Genomic DNA, 20,030 nt, shown 5'->3' on the forward strand with positions numbered 1-20,030 from the left:
CTTAAGAGGTTAGCGATCGCCTAATTTTTTAGAGATACCAAATGGGTTCTATAGGAAAACGTTACTTCCAAGGAATTTACCTCAACCATGCAAATCTGCGTGGGGCAAAATTGACAATGGCTAATTTGAAGGAAGCTGATTTGAGTGGAGCTGACTTAAGTGAATCTAATCTAAATGGAGTAGATTTTAGCCAAGCAAATCTATCCGGTGCTGACCTAAGTAATGCTGACTTGCGTAGTGCCAACTTAAGTGATGTTAACCTGATTGGTGCTGATCTGACAGGAGCAAAATTAGGACGGGCTAACTTGAGGCGAGCCGATCTGCGGAGTGCCAACCTGACTAATGTAGACTTAACTGGGGCAATCCTAGATGAGGTAGAAATGAGTGGCGCAGATTTGACAGGAGCCAATGTTAATCAAACTGAATTAAGTGAAGCCTGCTCTCATTTAGGTGTATCTCATAAGTGGATAACATGGGCAGGAAGTCATTAAGTTTATAAAAATTCTGAGGTTGCTAATAATATCCCACGTCATTTGACGTGGGTATATAAGAGTAATTCTTCCAATAAATTAACTTGGAAAAATAACAGAAAATTTATCAACATAGCTTTGAACGGGATTATATTTCTGTGTTACTTCCTTGATCTTCAAAGTTTTAGGTTGGGAAAAAGGATAAATTTCTAACAGGATAGGTAGTAATAGCGTAATTATTGTGGCATAAAAAAATTTTTCGAGCATCATAAATAACTAACACCGGAATTTTTTCGGCCACTATTATATTACATTACAGTCTTAAAAACCGACTATTTTAGAATCCTGAACCTCTTTTACCATTGGGCATAATTGTCCACCAGTTAGTTTTAGCCGTACCTAGTTGACGATCGCTTACCATTGCATTTGTCAGATTAGCACCACATAAATTAGCACCCCGTAAATTTGCCCCATTCAAATAAGCATTTGTCATATCTGCATCTTGCAAGTTACAACCTGCTAAACTAGCTGTACTTAAATAAGCTTTATTGAGATTTGCATTTTTCAGCACAGTATTTGTTAAATTAACATGACCAAGATTAGCATCAGATAAATCTGCACCTTCTAAGTTAGCTTCATGTAAATTAGCTCCATAAAAATTAGCTCCAGACAACTTAGCATTACGCAAATTCAAGCGACTTAAATTACAATCAGCAAAATCTCTTCTACCTTTGACATAAGCACTACGCAAGGTTGCTGACGTCCATTTAGTAGGAATTTTACTACCTAATTCTGTTCCATTACTTGTTTTGTTTTTTGGAGATACTGTGGTTAAATATCCTTGATTAATTTCTTGCCTCATCTTAACATTAGATCGAACTCGAGTTGTAGGATTTTTTTCTAAACGAGTTTTGCGTTCTCGAATTTTTTGAGCAATTTTAGTGCTGGGAGTAATCCATGAAACATCATTTTTATTGTCATTAAAAACTGTAGGTTCTTCTGGAAATAAAGTCTTAACAGCATCATCTGGAGTAGGTTGTACCTGTTTTTTCTCAGTTTTTCTTGTCTTCAAAGCTGCTGAAAGTTCTTCTGCTGACTGGAAGCGATGTCGTACAGAAACTTCTAACATTTTCTCCAAAATTTCTCCAAACCAGTCGCTAACATTCACTTGAGGACGCCAGAGAATTTCACCATTAATCTGATCATAACCAAGACTGTTTGGAGTTTTTCCTGTCAACAGGAAAATGGTAGTTACTCCCAAAGCATAAATATCACTTGCATATACAGGTCGCAAAGCCATTTGTTCTGGTGGTGCAAAACCTGAAGTACCGATAGAGATATTTGTAAAAGCAGTTTCTCCTGTACCACCTGATAGGTGAGTTTGATTCACATGATCTTTCACAGCGCCAAAGTCAATTAGAACTAAATGACCATCTTGACTCCGCCGGATAATATTCGCTGGTTTAATATCCCGGTGAATTACTCCTTGAGTGTGAATATAATCTATCACTGGCAAAATTTCAATGATAAATTTTTTGGCTTGTTGTTCTGTAAATAGACCATGTTTTTTGAGTTCCTGTTTTAAGGTTGAACCACTTACATATTCTTGAACTAAATGAAAATGTTTCTTCCATTCAAAATAACCTAATAATCTGGGAATTTGAGGATGATGGCCAATTTTTCCCAGAGTTTTCGCCTCTCGCTCAAATAGTTTTCTAGCCATCTCTAATACACCAGGGGTGGTAGTGGATGGGCGTAATTCCTTGATTACACAAATTGGATCTCCTGGCAAAGAGGTATCCTTAGCTAGAAAAGTTGCTCCGAAACCTCCTTTGCCAAGAGGTTGAATAATTTCATAGCGATCGCGCAAAATTAACTCTGAACCACAGGCTTGACATTTATTGACACTACTTGGATTTTGAGGTTGAGGACAGGCAGGATTTATACAATAGCTCATCTTACATTCAATAATATTAGTTAATTTGATTTTTTCTTTAAACGACTAATCTTTTCATAGCAAATTTACTCAACAAAGGCCAATTCCTAAAGGCTTGACAACAATAGGTATCACCTAAAATTTCAGACATTGAGAGCAGCTCCCAGTTGCTTTTGAGTCATAGTATATATATTTTTTTTCCATCAGAGATAGATATGCGACAAATTTATTAAACAGGATTGCTGAGATAGTTAACTTGATTAATCCGATAATATTAACATTATACTTATCTACCAGGTGTCAATCAAATTTTTTAGTTTTTTTCCAAATACATCTCACATCAAAAAAAATGTTGATTAAAACCCAGATATTAAGAGTAAGATTTAATATTATTTTTATCTCTTAAGTTGTTATTATAATAACAAGAAAATAAATTTTTATCATAATAGGAAACTATAGCTATTAAATATTAATAAATTAGCACTCCGTAGAAATATTTAGCTACTCAAAAGAATGTTATAATTTTTAGCTTGAGTGTAGTAAATTGAGGATAGAGAGTTTGTAACAGTAAGTTTGAATCAATTAAATGGAACCTTCTATTTCACAAAAAGAGATGACACAATTTGGATAAATATTTGTAACAAATCCCTTTTCCTATTCCTTGTTAAGCCAATCCCTTTAACCAATTCAGAAGTCAGAAGTTTTTTTTGTAATGGGGATGCGTAAGCAACCCTGCAAAAATATTTCGCCTTCAAAGGCGAGGTTATACGACACAATTATTTTTATAAACACAGACCCTGTAACATTCTTCGATAAAATTGCTATGATCTACATACCTAAACAAATTATACAGCACTACGCAAATACTTTAGGACATTTATAGACGCTCAAACTTAGTCAAGGATTACTTCTGACTTCAACCAAGCTTCTGGCTTTTGACTTGTGACTTCTGACTTCGTTAAAACCCCAACCACCAGTAGAGATAAAATGTTACTTGAAGTCATAAATATGGCCAAAGAGCAAGATATAGCAGTTGCCATGACTGTTAGGAAATTCTTAAACTCTAAAATTTAGTCACAGACAGAATTTGACTTCTGACTTCTGACCTCTGACTTCTGACTTCTGCTATATTTGCTCTACTATGCCTAAAGATTAGGAATTATTAAAGAATGCGTATCTCTCTGAACTGGTTGCGGGAACTGGTAGATATTAATATTACTCCAGAAGAACTGGCTGAAACTCTGACAATGGCAGGCTTTGAGGTAGAAGAAATAGAAGATCGAAGCACATGGTCAGCAGGGGTAGTTTTAGGAAAAATACTAGAAGCCAACAAACACCCCAATGCTGATAAACTCAAAGTTTGCCAAGTGGACATTGGTAAGTCAGACCCATTAAATATTGTCTGTGGAGCTTCCAACGCCAAAGCAGATATTTATGTCGCAGTAGCTACCGTAGGTGCTTATTTGGCTGCGATTGACTTAAAGATCAAAAAGAGTAAACTGCGGGGAGTCCCTTCTGAAGGAATGATTTGTTCTTTGTCGGAACTGGGCCTAACAAAAGATTCTGAAGGTATTCATATCTTTGAGCTGGAAAACCCCAAGTTAGGTAGTGATGTAGGACCTTTGCTTGGTCTAGATGATGTAATTTTAGACTTGACAACAACAGCAAATCGTGCCGATGCCCTAAGTATGATTGGTGTAGCCCGGGAAGTTGCTGCCCTAACCGGAGCATCCCTAAGAATACCAGATGTTTCTGAAGTTATTATCCCAAAGCAAGACAGCAATAGTAGTCTCAAAATAGATATCTCGGAATCGGAAGCTTGTCCCATTTATATTGGTACTGTCATCGAAGGAGTAAAAATTGGTCCTTCACCAGAATGGTTAAAACAGCAATTAGAAGCTACAGGTATAAGAGCTATCAATAATGTAGTGGATATCACCAACTATATTTTGTTAGAGTGGGGCCAGCCACTTCATGGTTTTGACAAAGATAAAATCCAAGTTCTGACGGGTAACAAGTCTTTGAAAATTGGAGTTCGTTATGCCAAACCTAATGAATCTCTCATTACCTTGGATAGTCAAAAGCGTACCCTGGAAGCTGAAACTTTATTAATTACGGCTAATGACCAACCAGTAGCTCTGGCAGGAGTAATGGGTGGAGAAGAAACAGAAGTTGATGACAATACCACAAATCTATTCTTAGAAGCAGCAATTTTTGCTCCCATTGCTATTCGTCGTTCAGCTCGAACTCAAGGTCTACGCACAGAAGCTTCTACTAGATTTGAACGTGGGGTAAATCAAGCAGAATTAGCATTAGCTTGTCGTCGCGCTATTCATTTAATTACTGAATTAGCGGGTGGAAAGGTTACCCATCAAGAAACTTTTACTACTAAAGCAGACAGTATCACAGCAACCCGTGAATTATCCCTCCGTCTCGACCGCATTAACGAAATTTTAGGACCACTCAAGCGTGGAGAAAATACTCTGGATGAATCTTTTCTGCAACCAGAGGAAGTTGAAGGTATTCTCACATCTTTAGGATGTGAGTTGAGTAAAAGCAAAACTAAAGAAGCAGTAGTTTGGAATGTTATAGTACCTCCCTATCGTTATCGAGATCTAGAACGAGAAATAGACTTGATCGAAGAAGTTGGGCGTTTGTACGGATATGATAATTTCTGTGAAACCCTACCAAGCAAAAGTGCAGCAGGTTATTTGCCACCAGAACAGTTGGCACTTCGTAATCTTCGGGTAGCTTTCCGGGGTGCAGGGTTAACAGAATTGATGCAATATTCTTTGGTAAAACAAGGTGGGGAAAATCAAATAGCGATCGCTAACCCTCTATTTGTGGAATATTCTGCCCTCCGTACAGAACTTCTAAGTGGACTTATTGATGTTTTTCAATATAACCTGGAACAAGGAAATGGAGTATTGAATGGGTTTGAAATAGGTCGTATCTTCTGGAAAGAGGAAGAAAAATTTCAAGAAGCAGAGGCGATCGCTGGAATTATTAGTAATAGTGCCAAAAGTTGGACGCGAGGTGGTAAGGAACAACCTTTGAGTTGGTTTGAAGCTAAAGGAATTTTAGAACAGGTTTTTGAACGACTCTATTTGAACGTGGAATACAAATCAAACTCCGAAAATTCTCTGTTACATCCAGGCCGCACAGCATCATTATGGTTGCAAGGTAAATATCTTGGTATTTTTGGGCAACTACATCCTCAACTACGGCAAGAGCGAGAGTTGCCGGATGAGGTTTATGTTTTTCAACTTGACTTGGCAGTGTTGGTGTCGGTAATGACTCAAGGAAATATTGTCAGACGCAAGTTTAGTGCTTATTCTACATTCCCTCCTGCGGACCGAGATATTGCTTTCTTTGTACCAGTTGATGTATCAGTGGATGAGATTAAACAGGTGATTTCTCAAGCTGCTGGGAAGTTATTGGAGTCTATAGAATTATTTGATGAATATCGGGGTGAAAATGTACCGGAAGGTCAAAGGAGTTTAGCTTTTAGGTTAATTTATCGGGTGAGCGATCGAACTCTTACTGATGCTGATGTCGATCCAGTGCAGCAAAAAGTTAGAGATGCTTTGGTTGATAAACTTAAAGTGAATCTCAGAAGTTAATACTTTGGAATTAATGAAAAGTCGTCATTGCGACGATAGGAAGCAATCTCCTAAACCCTTGATATTGCATCCTTCCACGAGTGTAATTCGCAATGACTTGGATATAGTAATTACCCGGATTTGATGAGAAGTCTGGTTTATATTATGTGCTTCCTCCGGGGTTAGCTCTGCTCTCAATACTAATCAAATGTAGGGGTTTAGTGACTAAACCCCTACCGTAAATTATTAATTTTATTACTAAATGGACAGATTAAATATATAGCGCTACACACTAGGGAATACTAAACTGTCACAGGATTTCAAGATTTATAAATGTCCTAACCTTTGCTTCTACTGCTATAATATAATGTTTATATCCAGGCTTTTTCATAGTTGATGATTACTGTTTATGAAAATTCATAAAAATTAATTGGATAATTTTTTATATATAACAAACAAGAGGTAAAAAGCATGAACTTTTTCCATAAAAATAACAAATCACCAAAAATTACTCATCCCAAATTGATATTGATACCAATATTGTTAATTATACTAGGTTACTTAGGTAACTTCTTCAAAATACATTTGTTTTTTGGGGTAGATTTTCTTTTTGGTAGTATAGCAAGTTTAATAGTAGTTTATCTCTATGGAACTCAATGGGGTACTTTAGCCGCTTTGATTGCCAGTACCCATACATACTTTTTATGGAATCATCCCTATGCAATTATTATTTTTACTCTAGAAGCAATGTTTGTCGGAGTAATATCAAAGCGGCAGCGCTCCAAAAATATAGTTTTGCTAGATGGAATATACTGGATTTTTCTGGGAATGCCTTTAGTGGTATTATTTTATGGATTTGTGTTAGATGTCAGTATAACACAAACTCTGTTAATCATGTTGAAGCAATCAGTTAATGGCTTCTTTAATGCCTTAATTGCTAACTTAATTATCAGTTATTTACCAATATATAAATTAGTTGGTTTTCCCAGAGAAAAAAAACACTCTTCATTTCAACAAACTATCTTTAATTTGTTAATGGCATTTATTTTATTTCCAGCTTTAACACTCACCATATTCAATGGTCAACATATACTCCATACTATTGAAAATGATATTCAAAAAGAACTAATGGCTGCAAAAACACCTATAGCAAATAATTTAAAATATTGGTATGAACAACATTTCAACGCTATAGTAGAATTAGCAAAAATAGGAAATCAAACATCTGATGGGGAAATAACAACTTTACAACAAAGTATATCAGTAATCCACAAAACATTTCCTTCTTTTCTGAAAATTTATGTGACTGATGCTAGTGGTAACATAATTGCTGCTGAACCAGAATTTAATGAAGCTGGAGAATCAATGTTTAACTTAAACATATCTGATAAGTATAATCTGAGGGAAATAGCAAAAAAACTAGAACCAGAAATTACAGATGTTCATAGAGATAGAGCTTCTATTACACCCCATGTTGGTATTGTAATACCAGTAGTTAGAAATAATCAGTTTGAAGGAATTGTTTATGGTTCCCTAGACTTAAGTCAAGTTAGTAAATTTCTTCAACTAAATACCCAACTAAATGAAATAGAAGGAATAGAAGCAATACTCGTGGATGGTGACAACTATATAATTGCTGACAGTAATTCAGTAGTAACTATTCAAGAAAAATTCGACTTACTGGAAACAGGAAATATCTACTACGATGGAGATATTTTTAAATGGCAGCCAAAAACACCAGGAATGCCAAAAATGAAACGCTGGAAAGAATCATTCTATGGAGTCAAGGTCAAGGTTAGTCCTGATATTTCCTGGTGTTTATACATCAAGCAAGCAACAGCACCCTATATTGAGTATTTAGATACAAGCTATATTAGAAATCTAAGCACAATGCAAATAGTTGCAGTCTTAGGACTAATCATATCAGTCTGGGTTAGTAAAAGATTAGTAGCACCAATGTTAAAACTTGCACAGGTAACTACAGACTTACCTCAAAAACTTCTGGCAGAATCAGTTCCTACCGATTTACCACAAAGTAGAATTGCAGAGATTAATACCCTCACTGCTAACTTTCAGTTAATGGCAGGAGCACTACAGGAAAAATTTATAGAAATCAACCATACAAATGCAAGCTTAGAAAAACGAGTTATAGAAAGAACCGAGGAACTCAATAAGAACAATGAAGCTTTAAGTGCAGAAATTATCCAGCGTCGTCGGATAGAATCCATTTTGAGCGATCGCGAAGAACGCTATGAACTTGCTGTATCAGGTACAAACGATGGCATCTGGGATTGGATTTTAGAAACAAATGAAGTTTATTACTCACCGACATGGATGAGAATTGTTGGCTACGAAGACAACCCACTTCCCAATATTTTATCTACTTGGTCAGATCAAGTACATCCAGATGATTTAGAAGCAGCGACTCAAGATGTAAAAGCGCATTTAGAAGGAAAAACAGAACTTTATGAGAATACCCATCGGATTAAACATCGGGATGGTAATTATATATGGATATTTGCTAAAGGTAAATGTATTCGTGACAAGCAAAATCAACCATATCGTCTTGTTGGCACAATAACAGATATTACAGAAAAGAAACAAGCAGAAGATGAATTGAGAGTTGCCAAAGAAGAAGCAGAAATTGCCAACCGAACTAAGAGTGAATTCCTCGCAACAATGAGCCACGAAATTCGGACTCCTATGAATGCAGTTATTGGGATGACAGGTTTACTCTTAGATACAACACTCAACCCACAACAGCAAGATTTTGTGGAAGTTATCCGCAACAGTGGGGATGCTTTGTTGATCTTAATTAATGATATTCTTGATTTCTCCAAAATTGAGTCTGGTAAATTAGACTTAGAGGAACAACCTTTTAATCTCCGAACTTGCATAGAAGAATGTCTGGATCTGTTAGCGCCAAGAGCAACAGAGAAAAAGTTAGAGCTAGCTTATCTAATAGAGCCACAAACTCCGGAAGTTATAGTTGGAGATATAACTCGTTTACGTCAAGTTTTAGTTAACCTTATCAGCAATGGGGTTAAATTTACAGAGACTGGAGAAGTAGTTGTCTCAGTTACCGCTTCACTTGAGAATCCAGATTTAAACTCTTCTGAAAATCGGTATTGCCCTATTCCTGATCAAACAGAATCTACTAAACCAAATACTCCCTGCCCTATTGTCTACACAATACAATTAGCAGTCAAAGACACTGGTATTGGTATTCCTCCTAATCGTAGAAATCGTTTATTTAAGCCTTTTAGTCAAGTTGATGCTTCTACAAGTCGTCACTACGGTGGCACAGGATTGGGATTAGCTATCAGCAAGCGGTTAACTGAAATCATGGGGGGGAGAATGTGGGTAGAGAGTGAACCAGATGTTGGTTCCACTTTTTTCTTTACGATAGTATCCCTAGCTGTTCCTAATAGTTCATCTCTTGAGCAGGACAATGGAACTGAGAAATTATTAGAAAGTAAACATTTGTTAATCGTTGATGACAATGCTACGAATAGGCAAGTGCTGAAACTTCAATCAGAATCTCTGGGGATGATTTCCCAAGCTGTAAGTAGTGGGCAAGAAGCGATAAATTTACTACAGTCAGGGGAGAAATTTGATGTTGCTATTTTAGATATAGAAATGCCTGGAATGGACGGTGTAAATCTAGCTAGGGAAATTCGGAAACTTTGCAGTTGTCAGGAATTACCCTTAGTTTTTCTTAGTTCTCTAGGTCAGCTAGAATCTTTATATATTAAGACTAATATCAATGCTGCTGCTTATCTAAATAAGCCAATTAAGCAATCTCAACTTGAGAAAGTGTTAGTAGGAATATTTAAAGGAAATATAGTTTATAGTACCACAAAAATTAAAACGGAATCAGATGTTAAATTAGCAGAAACATTACCTCTGAAAATTCTCTTAGCTGAAGATAATGTCGTTAACCAAAAAGTGGCAACTAATATTCTGAAAAATTTAGGATATCGAATTGATATTGCAGCAAATGGTTTAGAGGTATTAGCCGCTTTACGTCGTCAGTCTTATGATGTGGTGCTGATGGATGTACAAATGCCAGAAATGGATGGTTTGACTGCTACACGCCAAATCTGTTCAGAATGGGCAAAAGAAAAACGCCCCCGTATTATTGCGATGACTGCTAATGCTATGCAAGGCGATCGTGAAAAATGTCTAAATGCTGGTATGGATGACTATATTAGTAAACCAGTTCGCCGAAAAGCATTGAGTACGGCTTTAAGTAAATGTGGTCTCCAACAAGGAGAAATAGTAAAACAGGAAAAGGTAGATGTAGCAGAACTAGAAATAGTTATTGATAAAGCGGTATTGCAAGAGTTGAAGGAAATGGCAGGAGACGATCCTGAAATGATCATAGAAATAATTGATTGTTACCTGGAAGATACACCCATACTTTTAGATGAAATTAGTCAGGCAATTGAACAAGAGCAGGCAAAATTGCTACAAAAATCTGCTCACACCATGAAGTCTAGTAGTGCTTCTGTAGGGGCCACAAACCTTTCTCAACTTTGCAAGGAATTAGAATATATTGGACGTGGGGGGACTACAGAAGGAGGAAATATGATTTTATCTAAGGCAAAGGCAGAATATGAGCGGGTTGAAAATGCTTTACGAGATGAACTTCAGGCTTATATGTAGAGAGGTAGGGAGATGAAGCGATAGGGTGATGGAGTGGAAGTAGTAATTAAAGCTCGTAGTAGGGATTTAGCCCTAAGATAGGTATTTATCGGGCTAAAGCCCTACTACAAACAAAAACTTTTTTATCACTAATTATCCAGACATGATATTACCTTACAATACCGATGTTACCGGACATGATATGACTCCTTTTTAAAGCAATTTCGATATAAATTTTTCTGGGGTGTCTGTTAATGAAATTTCTAAACGGATAAATTCTCCCCATGCTGTGTCATTTAATAAATTTAAAGCTGCTTGGCGATTTTGATGAGCGATCGCTTCTATAACTCTTTGCCATCCAGACTGTAAATCTTCTATATTTTTATCTGATTTATCAACTATCTTTAGCCAAGAAATTGCTTTCTCAAAAATCGGTTCATCTGGTGAAATTTGTGTTGACCTCAACCCATGAATTACTACTTTTAACCACACTGGAAAAAGTTCAATCCAATTATGATATTGTAATTCTTGGAGTGCCATTTCTTTCATGCCTAAAGTACCCCAAATACAGACAGATTTTATAGCTAAATTAATATTATGATTTGACACTGCTGACTTCCATAAATTATCAGCATGAGATTGAAATCTAGCCTGTAAATATTCATAAGATGAATTAATAGTATCAGCATTTGTGACTTTATAAGTTGTCTCTCCTCGAAAATTTCTATCTCCCCGATAAGAAAGCCAATTATGAGAGCCTGATAAATGAATTTTTCTATCTACTAATACTTCCTTGGCATGAGAATTTCCTAACCAAAATATCTGAGCTGCTGGTAAATCTTCAGGAGTTCTAATTGTTAACAATTTTTCCTCAACTTTGGGCGATATTAGTTTAGTTTCTTCTTCCTGTTTTTCGGCAATTCCATATCCGATTAAAATCCACACTCCATTATTTGCCAACTTTTGTAAAATTTGCAGAAATTCCTCATCTACTACTTCCTCAGTAACCCAAGGAGAATAAATTAAAATCTGTTGATTAGCGGATTTGAGAGTAGATAAAAACTCCGGTCTAATTTGGCGATCGCGCAACAAGATAAACTCAGAATTTTTTGGTAAAGTTTTCCTTCCCTTCTCTCTAGTTGTCTTAATTATTTCAATTCCTTTTTGCCGAATTTTTTGGAGTCTTTCCTCAACTTTTTGGTTTTTTAATTCTAAAATTGATTCTGTTTCAGAGGCTATAGATTCAGGAGGTAAACCACATAATTCATTGAGAAAAATTTCTCCCTTTTCTGCCATTTCTTGTAATTGATTTGATACTGATTCTAAAATTTTATTTCCTTCTCTTGCTTGTAAAATTAACTTTTCTTCAATTACATCAAATATTACCAAAATGGAAAGAGCCTTCCAGGTGATTTTTTCTGCATCTTTATTAACAGAAAAATTTTTAACTATTTGCCCTGATTCTGGTATATGAATACCTAAATCAGAATCTAAAATTTGTTTTCGTAGTTCTTCAATAGTCAAACTAGCAATATCGGGAATTGTATTTTCAAAGGTTATAAAATCGGCTAAATTTGGCACTTCTGGAGATTTAGATGTTATAGCAGAAAGTCTCCAATTGATTTCTTCAGAAAGAGGGTTAGTAATAGCATAAATAAGTTTATTTTCTGGCGGTTGTGGCAAAGAACCTTTTGTATAAAATTCTTTTCCTTCAGAAGTTATAGTAATTCTAAAATCTGGTGGTGTTAGAGTTAAGGTTTGTAGGGATTGAAGGGTATTAGTAGTATTTTGAATAAATATAGGATCTAATTTCAATATTTGTGCTAATTCTACTTCAGTTGGTGGAGGATTAAACTCGATACTTGCTCTGAGAATAAATTCCTCAAGAATATTCAAATCTCGTTCTTTTGTTATCTCAATTTGAATAGGGGTTTGATAGAGTTGATAACAAAATTGACGTGCAGCAAAAACTGATAAACCAGGGCTATCTTTTTCGATTTTATCGGCTAAATTATTTAATTGGGAGTCGATATATTTAGTAGGAGATTGTAGAAACATTTGTCTTGATTTTGTGGTAATTAATAAAATTGAACACCTCTCTCAGAATCCTTCCCCATTTGAGGAGAGGGGAGTAAAATTATCCTCCCACTTCCCTATTTTTGATAATTAGTTATTAATAATATTATCTACCAAAGCACAACTCAACTAAAAATAGTAAAAATTAAGGCTGTATCTGGTCACATTTTTCAAGAGAATCGGCATGAGCTTTAGCTTTATTTGAAGTTAAATTTTTTACTTGGTCTTCTAGGTTAGAGTATGGAGTAATAAACATTCCTCCCAGAGGAAAATATCCTTTTGGTACTTCCTCTCCATCGCTTGCCTGATAACCTCGCTCATCCCAATCCTTGTATTCATTCCATTTTTTACCATTAAACCATCCCAATTCCTGACCCCATTCTTCTATAATAAGTTGCTGATTTTTTCCTTTTTGATCTTTTTCGTACTTTTGATATATTTTTTTTTGGTAACTGAAGCTAAATGACTTGTCATCTGAAGCATTTTTCCAAATTTTATCTATCAGACTAAGATGTTTACATGGAATATCCCTTACATGATTAGGAGACAAAATTTGCTCATTATAATCAAATTCATATTTGCCATCAAGAAACATAATTTCAAATATAAGAAAGTATGTTTCTTGATCTGCTGCTCCCCATTTTTTATTATTTAAAAGTTGATTTATCGTTTTATACTTTTTGATAATTTTTGTATTATTAATTTTCAGACGTTCTAACTCTTCCTCAAGATTAAAAGGTTTGGTAGGTTCTTTTATTGGTTCTTCAGATGGCGGAGATGGCCTAATAGTTGGTTTAACTTGAACTTTTTTCACTATAATCGAAAGTTTAGTAGGTTGGGATACTTGGCCACAGGAGTAAACATTTTTACCATCAAACTTACAAGGAACATCCCTATCTTTAGCAGTCTCTATATCTACATTTTCTATATTGATTCCATCTTTACTTTCTATATTCACTCCATCTTTATTAATAATATGCACATCAAGATTTGTGGTATCTGTTGTCGAAGATAGCGGTGGTGCTGAAATTTGAACTTTTTTCACTGTAATTGAAACTTTAATAGGTTTAGATCCTTGACCACAAGAGTAAACATTTTCACCCTCAAACTTACAAGGAACATCTCTATCTTTAGCAGTCTCTATACTTACATTTTCTATATTGACTTCATCTTTGTTAATAATATCTACAGCAAAAGAATCGTTAGAATATTCTTGATTACTTGAAAGTAATTTTCCCAAGAAAAAACCAATGAAACCAATGAAAAGAGCAAAAATAGAAGAATAAATCAGGTATCTAGGAGAAATTTTGGAATTTTTAGACTGCTCGAATATCTGTGATGGTACTTCTGGCCAAATCTCTTTCAAAGCTTCTACCGAAATAGCTAGTCCCTTAGTGTTATCTTTCTCCATATTAGTAGCTACACCTGACACACTACCAGTTGTCAAGTCAATTACAGGTGCTCCACTATAACCTTGATGGAGGCGATGGCCTTTATTAATTAACAACTCCCAAGCAATCACCTTTTGATTATTTTGAGTCAGAAAACTCTTTTTCCCAAAAACTCCTTCAATAGTTTGGAGCCTTATTTTTTTCTCTTCAGCATAGAGATAGTAACCTGGTATCTGAAACTTTCTATTCTCTGCTTTTTCTAAGCTTTTCAATTTTAAAAGTGGGATATCTAAATTTGCTTCAATTCTTAATACTGCAAAATCAAAACCCTGAGTATTTCCTATTGCAATAATTACTGCAGGAATTTCCCCATTCACTAATACATTCCCCTCTCCACCCACATGCTCAACAACATGAGCGCAGGTAATTAAATATGTATAACCTTGTTTTCGATAAAAAGCAAATCCTGTGCCAATAACATTTGCTTTATTCTCCTTAGCACTCTTAATTAAAATAATAGAGTCGTTTGATATCTTACTCATTCTATAACTATATTGATACTACCTCTAATTTAACTTATTTTAGTAATTTAAAGATTACTTTCCCTATTTTATGGAACTTCTAATTCAACCAAAATTATATGTTTTAGTTCAATTAGCTTGATAGACATTTACTTTAATTACTAAATTTAATTACCATTATATTAAAACATATTTGATAATTTTTAGGAACTAGGTAAAATATTGAATTAGAGAGTAGCTATGGTATGGGTCTTTCGTAAACCAGATTAAAATACAATTTTTATCAAATTATTAATTATTTCATTCACTCAAAACTTCAGAAACTTCTATCAACCCTCCTTGACTACGCACAACATCAGAAACTTCTGAATACATATTTCCCACCATTCCATAATGTTGTGTAAATAACCCATGACATCCAACAATAACTAACAATTCCTGAGCACGAGAGAAAGCAACATTTACCCTTTCTGGTTTCTTGGCAAATCCTACTTTTCCCTCCTGATTATTTCTCACCATACTCACAATAATTACTTGTCTTTCCATTCCTTGAAATCTGTCAACTGTTCCTGTTCTAATATGTAGGGATGGAAAATTTTCTGGATTAATTCTTGACTCTATTAGTCGCAACTGAGCATTATAAAATGTGATAATTCCTAATTCTTTCCTGGGCAACCCCTCTGCAATTTTTACAGACCAGGATTTTTCCATTTCAGCACATAATTTTTCAATTACATCAACTTCTTTTTCATTAAAAGGTGATGTTCCCTCTTTTTGTTCGATAAAACTTTCTTTTTGTGGCATTTTTACCCACATAATATGTCTATTTTCTTGAATAATTTCACCTCCTAAATTATGGGCGCGTTGTTGGTCTGGTTCGAGAAGACCGCATTGTAAACGATGCTGATAAAATTGATTAATTGCTCCCATAATATTCGGGTGCATTCGATATTGGATAGTTAACATCTGTTTGATTTTTTCTGTTGCTGTCTCGAAGTGAGTTTTAAATAGTGACTCTTCTAAAAAATTCAGTTCTTCTTTTGTGATTTTCAGCTCTTCGGCTATTTCTTCAACAGTATTATCGTTGAGCATTGGTGGTAATTGGCGATGGTCTCCTACTAATACTAATTTTTTGCCTTTTAATGCGGGAATTAATATTTCTGGGGGAGTACATTTACTAACTTCATCAATTATTACGACGTCGAAACTATTAAATTCTTCGGCAAAGCTCCGACTGGCTGCTTGGACGCAGGTAATACCAATAACATTGGCATTATCAAGGTAAATTTTTCTCAGATCGTTACTATCTTTTTCTGAGGGTTTTTTGAGTTTTTCTATCCAGTCTTGGATAAATTTTTGGTTGCGGTTGAGGTTGGTTTCTTCTGTTTCTAATTCTTGTTGCCAGTTTTGCTGTTGAAGTTTGATTTTCTGCAAAAGTTCTATGGCAAATAATTCTGTTTCAGGAACGGTTGACTTGAGATTTTCTGGGATATTTTGCCATGCTAATTTCCACCATTTTCTCTCTTCAACTAAGTTGGTTGGTACTGTTTTTTCTAATGCTGTTTTAATTTGACTAATTTCTGTTTGGCAAGATTCGAGTTGTTCCTGGAATTTATCGGTTTTTTCTTGGATAGTATTGAGTTTTTCTTGGAGAATATTTTTAATTTCTGCAAGAATAGTCAAAGGTTCTAGTAAGGGGGGAATTTTCTCAAGTTGGTTCAGGTTATTTTCCCAGGAATTTACTTTGTCTATAAAATTGGATTTATCGTTTAATACTTCTAATGGTTGGGATTCAAGATACTGTTTAGCTAAACTACCAATTTCTGGGTTAACCTCTACTTGATTATTTATCTCTTGTAATGCCTGGAGAAAATCTTGATATTTTTGCTCTAGATTTTGACGAGAATTTGTTCCCTTTTTCTCGACTATCTCTAGTTCTTGTTTGTAGTTTTCCAGCAATTCACTATTTGCCTCTAACTGTTCCTGATTTCTCAGGATTCGTTTTTGATTTTCTTGTTTCGCAGGGAGTAAAAATTCACGGGAGTTATGGAGAATTTTATTGAAGATTTTATCTATTACTTCTGTTAAAGTCTTTGACATATTATCGGGTTCCCAAGCCAAACTATATTTCTGCCGATTTTCAGGGAAAAACTGTTGGGTTTTTTCGACTAAGTTTTGTCGTTGTTGTTGGCTAATTTGCGGATAATTTGCAAATTGTTTAGCCAATTCTTGCCAGTTTTGATAATCTCTTTCTGACAAAACTATGGGCGGTTGACTCAGAGTAATCTGCAAAAATTCATCAAAGCGATATTCCTTACCTTGGATATTTTGAAAATTACGACTTGACTCTGCGTTTAATGCTTTTTCTAGTCTTTCCCAATCTGGCAAATTATTAATAGGTTGAGCGTAGTCTGGCAAAAGTTGTAATTTTCTTGCACTAGCAAGTTTCATCAAACTTTCTGGTAATCCAATTAAATCTAATTGGAAAGCTTCACCACTTTCCCAGCACTTTTTCAATTCCTCAAATATCCGCTCTTTACCAACTTTTATCCAGACACCGACTTCCCCAACAATTAAATCTATTTGACTTTTTTGTGATTCTAATTCTTCTAGATTTTTTTGTAGATTTTCCGAGACTATCTGTTGTTGCTGAATATCTTTTTTGAGCTGCTCAAACTGACTATGACTCTCTTGATAAATCTGTCGCAAATTTTCAGTTTCCGACATTGTGATAACTGCCTTTTTTGCCACAGCTAATCCACTCTGAAATTCTGACAATGAAACAGCTAAATTTTTCTGTAACCAAGCTGCTAAACCAAAAGCTCCTAACTGCGGAATTTCCCAACCAATATCTTTGGCAATATTCCGACTTAAACGCACATTCTCTACTAAATCTTTGACCGAATTTTCCTCCTGACAATAAGGTTGTAAACGCGGTAAAAAATTTTTAACTTCCTCATCTTCCCAATTAACATTAGGTGCAGAATTTAATAAAGAATCTAATCTCAATGCCAGAAAATCTAATTCCTTATTGTCAGTTTCTAATTGCAAAACTTCTTTTTCTAATTCTGTCCTACTTGCCTCCAAAATAGTGTGGCGATCGCTCAATTCTTTCTGCTGACTTACCCATATTTCTTCCAACTCTAGATAAGCATTAAACCTGTCAGACTCGATCAATAAATTCCGTAAAACTTCCACTCGTTGCAGTCGCTCCCGCAAATCTTTTTCGCAGTCATTAGCAGTATTTTTTAACCAAGTCTCAATCACTCGCTCCTCCAAAAACGGCTCCCCCTCTTCTTGCACTTTCTCCGCTTTTCCCTTACGCACAGCACGAATAACCGGATTATGCACCAATCTACTCAAAGCATTATCAACCGCCAAATTTGCCTGAGACGCAATCAAAGTCCGCCCGCCGCGCAAAGCAACCTGATAACAAATTTCAGCAATAACAGTAGTTTTGCCCGTACCTGGGGGGCCTTGAATTAAAGCCAAATCTGGAACTGCCAAAACCCTTTCCACAGCAGCAATTTGATTAGCATTGGCAGCAGGTAACAATAAATCTTGAGGTTGGAGTTTAACTCCCTTTTTCGGAACTCGCGCACAGGTAGCATCAAAGAAAAATTCCCCCAAATATGGATTCTGACAGCGCCCACTTTGTAAATCTTCCAGCGCTCTGCGTTTCCGTTGCACCTGAGCAATATCTCCAAAAGCAACAAAAAATAGAAATCCTGTAGACGGTATTCTATAACTCCCGCGAGCAATACTTTCCACAAATTCACTATCCAACATAATCCGCACCTGACTCTTTTCCCAATCAATACTAGCGATCGCTCCCAACTTTTCCCCATCTCTACCATCTCTACCTGCTGGAGAAGTATTAAAAAGTTGAATATCTTGATTTTTTGCCTCGAAAAGTCGTCGCCGTAACTCAATATCGTCTATCATCGTTTCCGCTGCACCATCAATAGTTGCTGAAGAAATATCAATTTCAAAAGTCACCTTTCTCCCTGCACTACCATAGTTGTGACTGAGAAACGCTACACAAAATTGACGTTTTTCTGCCAGACGTTGCTCTACTTCTACAAAAGTCGTCCAAATAGGAAGTTGATCCTGTGTAGGTAGGCGATCGCCAAAGAAAGGCATTTTCCCCATAGAGCGCACTGATCCCAATGGTATCCCCCGTCGGTATTGATGTTGTGGCAACAAACGAATTTGCAAAGCCAGACTAAACTCATCTTTTTCTGCTGTTTGAGAAATTAAATGCACCGATAATAATTTTAAAACTCTTTCTCCATCAACATTGACTGCTCCCCTCAGTTTCAAAGTTTTTTCCCACTCCCCATCCTCCCTATCTGTCGCCATAGTCAGTTCCCAAATTTCCTCCCCCTCTTCTTTTCCTGGTGCTTGACGACGCACATAATATAAATGAGAATCTCCATCCAATATTTCAGACATCAATGCTTCAGCTTTTTTTCGACGTTGGTGAAATTCTGGATATTTCTTCATAGCAGTTTCACCCAACTGAGCGCGAACAAACTTATCCACTGCACTACCGACAAACCGATAACCCCAATCTTGAGAATTCAAAACTTTAGCAGGCAAAACTTTTGTTTCCGCTACCAATACTGGAGTTGTTGGAAGTGGGGAAATAATTTTAGCAGCAACCTCCAACTCCCGTCTCCCATCTTCTGAAAAAAGAGAAATTAAACCAGATAAATTTGTACCAACAGGAACATCAGCAGTATTCAGGACAACCTCTAAATTTTGTCGCCCTGGTGAGAGATAACTAGAGCGCACCTGCAACCATTTTAAATTGCACAAAACCTCACAAACCCCACCCAGTTGTAACTCCCATCCCCGTTCCACCTGTCGATTTATTTCTACTTCCCCAAAATCAAGAATTGTCGGAATATCCCAACTTGCTCCCTCCCATTCCACATTTTCTGCAACACCATTTAATTTCACCTGACTCAAAACTGGGTTAGTATTAGCTTCAGCAAATATAGCAACTTCCCCTTTGTCACCACCAACTGTTCGCTCCACTGTTAAATTTTCCAGTCGTACTCCGGGAACTGTAATTATTAGAGGAGGTTCAGTTGCAGCAAAAATTATAGTATCGGTGTCACTACCACGAATAGTAATTGATTTATCAATAGTAAAAGGTGCTTTATAATCTCCTGGTTGTAGATTGAGTTCATCTCCATCTTTTACCATTTCCAGTAATTGGCGAAAGTTAGATGGGTTGGTTTGAAATATGGTCATTTCAGTTATTAGTGCTTCCTAATGAATTAAGTATTGTATCACCAAATGATTGTTTTAGTTCACAGCACTTTTCATAATTAGTAGACCACAAGGACGTTGCACGCAACATCCCTACATTGAAAATA

General features: G+C 35.9%; 8 protein-coding genes. 3 read left to right on the plus strand and 5 right to left on the minus strand.

Going from position 1 to position 20,030, the window contains the following annotated elements:
* The first annotated feature begins 41 nt into the window (after positions 1–41).
* Positions 42–491: a pentapeptide repeat-containing protein gene (locus ACP6PL_RS16410; protein ID WP_426546335.1), complete on the plus strand. Its 450-nt coding sequence runs from the start codon at positions 42–44 to the stop codon at positions 489–491.
* A 316-nt stretch (positions 492–807) separates the two neighbouring features.
* Here ACP6PL_RS16410 and ACP6PL_RS16415 read toward each other — a convergent pair whose 3' ends face one another.
* Together ACP6PL_RS16415 and ACP6PL_RS16420 are read right to left on the minus strand one after the other, a co-directional pair.
* Entirely contained in the window at positions 808–2,427 is a 1,620-nt protein-coding gene (locus tag ACP6PL_RS16415) for a serine/threonine-protein kinase (RefSeq protein WP_426546336.1), read from the minus strand.
* Between the two features lie 872 nt (positions 2,428–3,299).
* The gene (locus ACP6PL_RS16420; RefSeq protein ID WP_426546337.1) at positions 3,300–3,446 is read right to left on the minus strand and encodes a hypothetical protein; all 147 of its coding nucleotides are present in this window, start codon (positions 3,444–3,446) and stop codon (positions 3,300–3,302) included.
* 129 nt (positions 3,447–3,575) lie between these two features.
* Here ACP6PL_RS16420 and pheT point away from each other — a divergent pair, with 129 nt between their 5' ends.
* On the plus strand, positions 3,576–6,029 hold the full coding sequence (gene pheT, locus ACP6PL_RS16425) for a phenylalanine--tRNA ligase subunit beta (RefSeq protein WP_426546338.1): 2,454 nt from the start codon (positions 3,576–3,578) through the stop codon (positions 6,027–6,029).
* A gap of 450 nt (positions 6,030–6,479) precedes the next feature.
* Positions 6,480–10,676: a response regulator gene (locus ACP6PL_RS16430; protein WP_426546339.1), complete on the plus strand. Its 4,197-nt coding sequence runs from the start codon at positions 6,480–6,482 to the stop codon at positions 10,674–10,676.
* Positions 10,677–10,868: 192 nt separating this feature from the next.
* Here ACP6PL_RS16430 and ACP6PL_RS16435 read toward each other — a convergent pair whose 3' ends face one another.
* From ACP6PL_RS16435 to ACP6PL_RS16445, 3 genes are all read right to left on the minus strand, one after another.
* The gene (locus tag ACP6PL_RS16435) at positions 10,869–12,713 is read right to left on the minus strand and encodes a phospholipase D-like domain-containing protein (RefSeq protein WP_426546340.1); all 1,845 of its coding nucleotides are present in this window, start codon (positions 12,711–12,713) and stop codon (positions 10,869–10,871) included.
* A 163-nt stretch (positions 12,714–12,876) separates the two neighbouring features.
* A complete protein-coding gene (locus ACP6PL_RS16440) occupies positions 12,877–14,664 on the minus strand; it encodes a GUN4 domain-containing protein (RefSeq protein ID WP_426546341.1) in 1,788 nt (595 codons plus the stop codon).
* Positions 14,665–14,943: 279 nt separating this feature from the next.
* On the minus strand, positions 14,944–19,905 hold the full coding sequence (locus tag ACP6PL_RS16445; RefSeq protein ID WP_426546342.1) for an AAA domain-containing protein: 4,962 nt from the start codon (positions 19,903–19,905) through the stop codon (positions 14,944–14,946).
* Positions 19,906–20,030: the final 125 nt, after the last annotated feature.

Source organism: Dapis purpurea BLCC-M126 (assembly GCF_050015975.1).
In the GTDB taxonomy this organism is placed as follows: Bacteria; Cyanobacteriota; Cyanobacteriia; order Cyanobacteriales; family Microcoleaceae; genus Trichodesmium.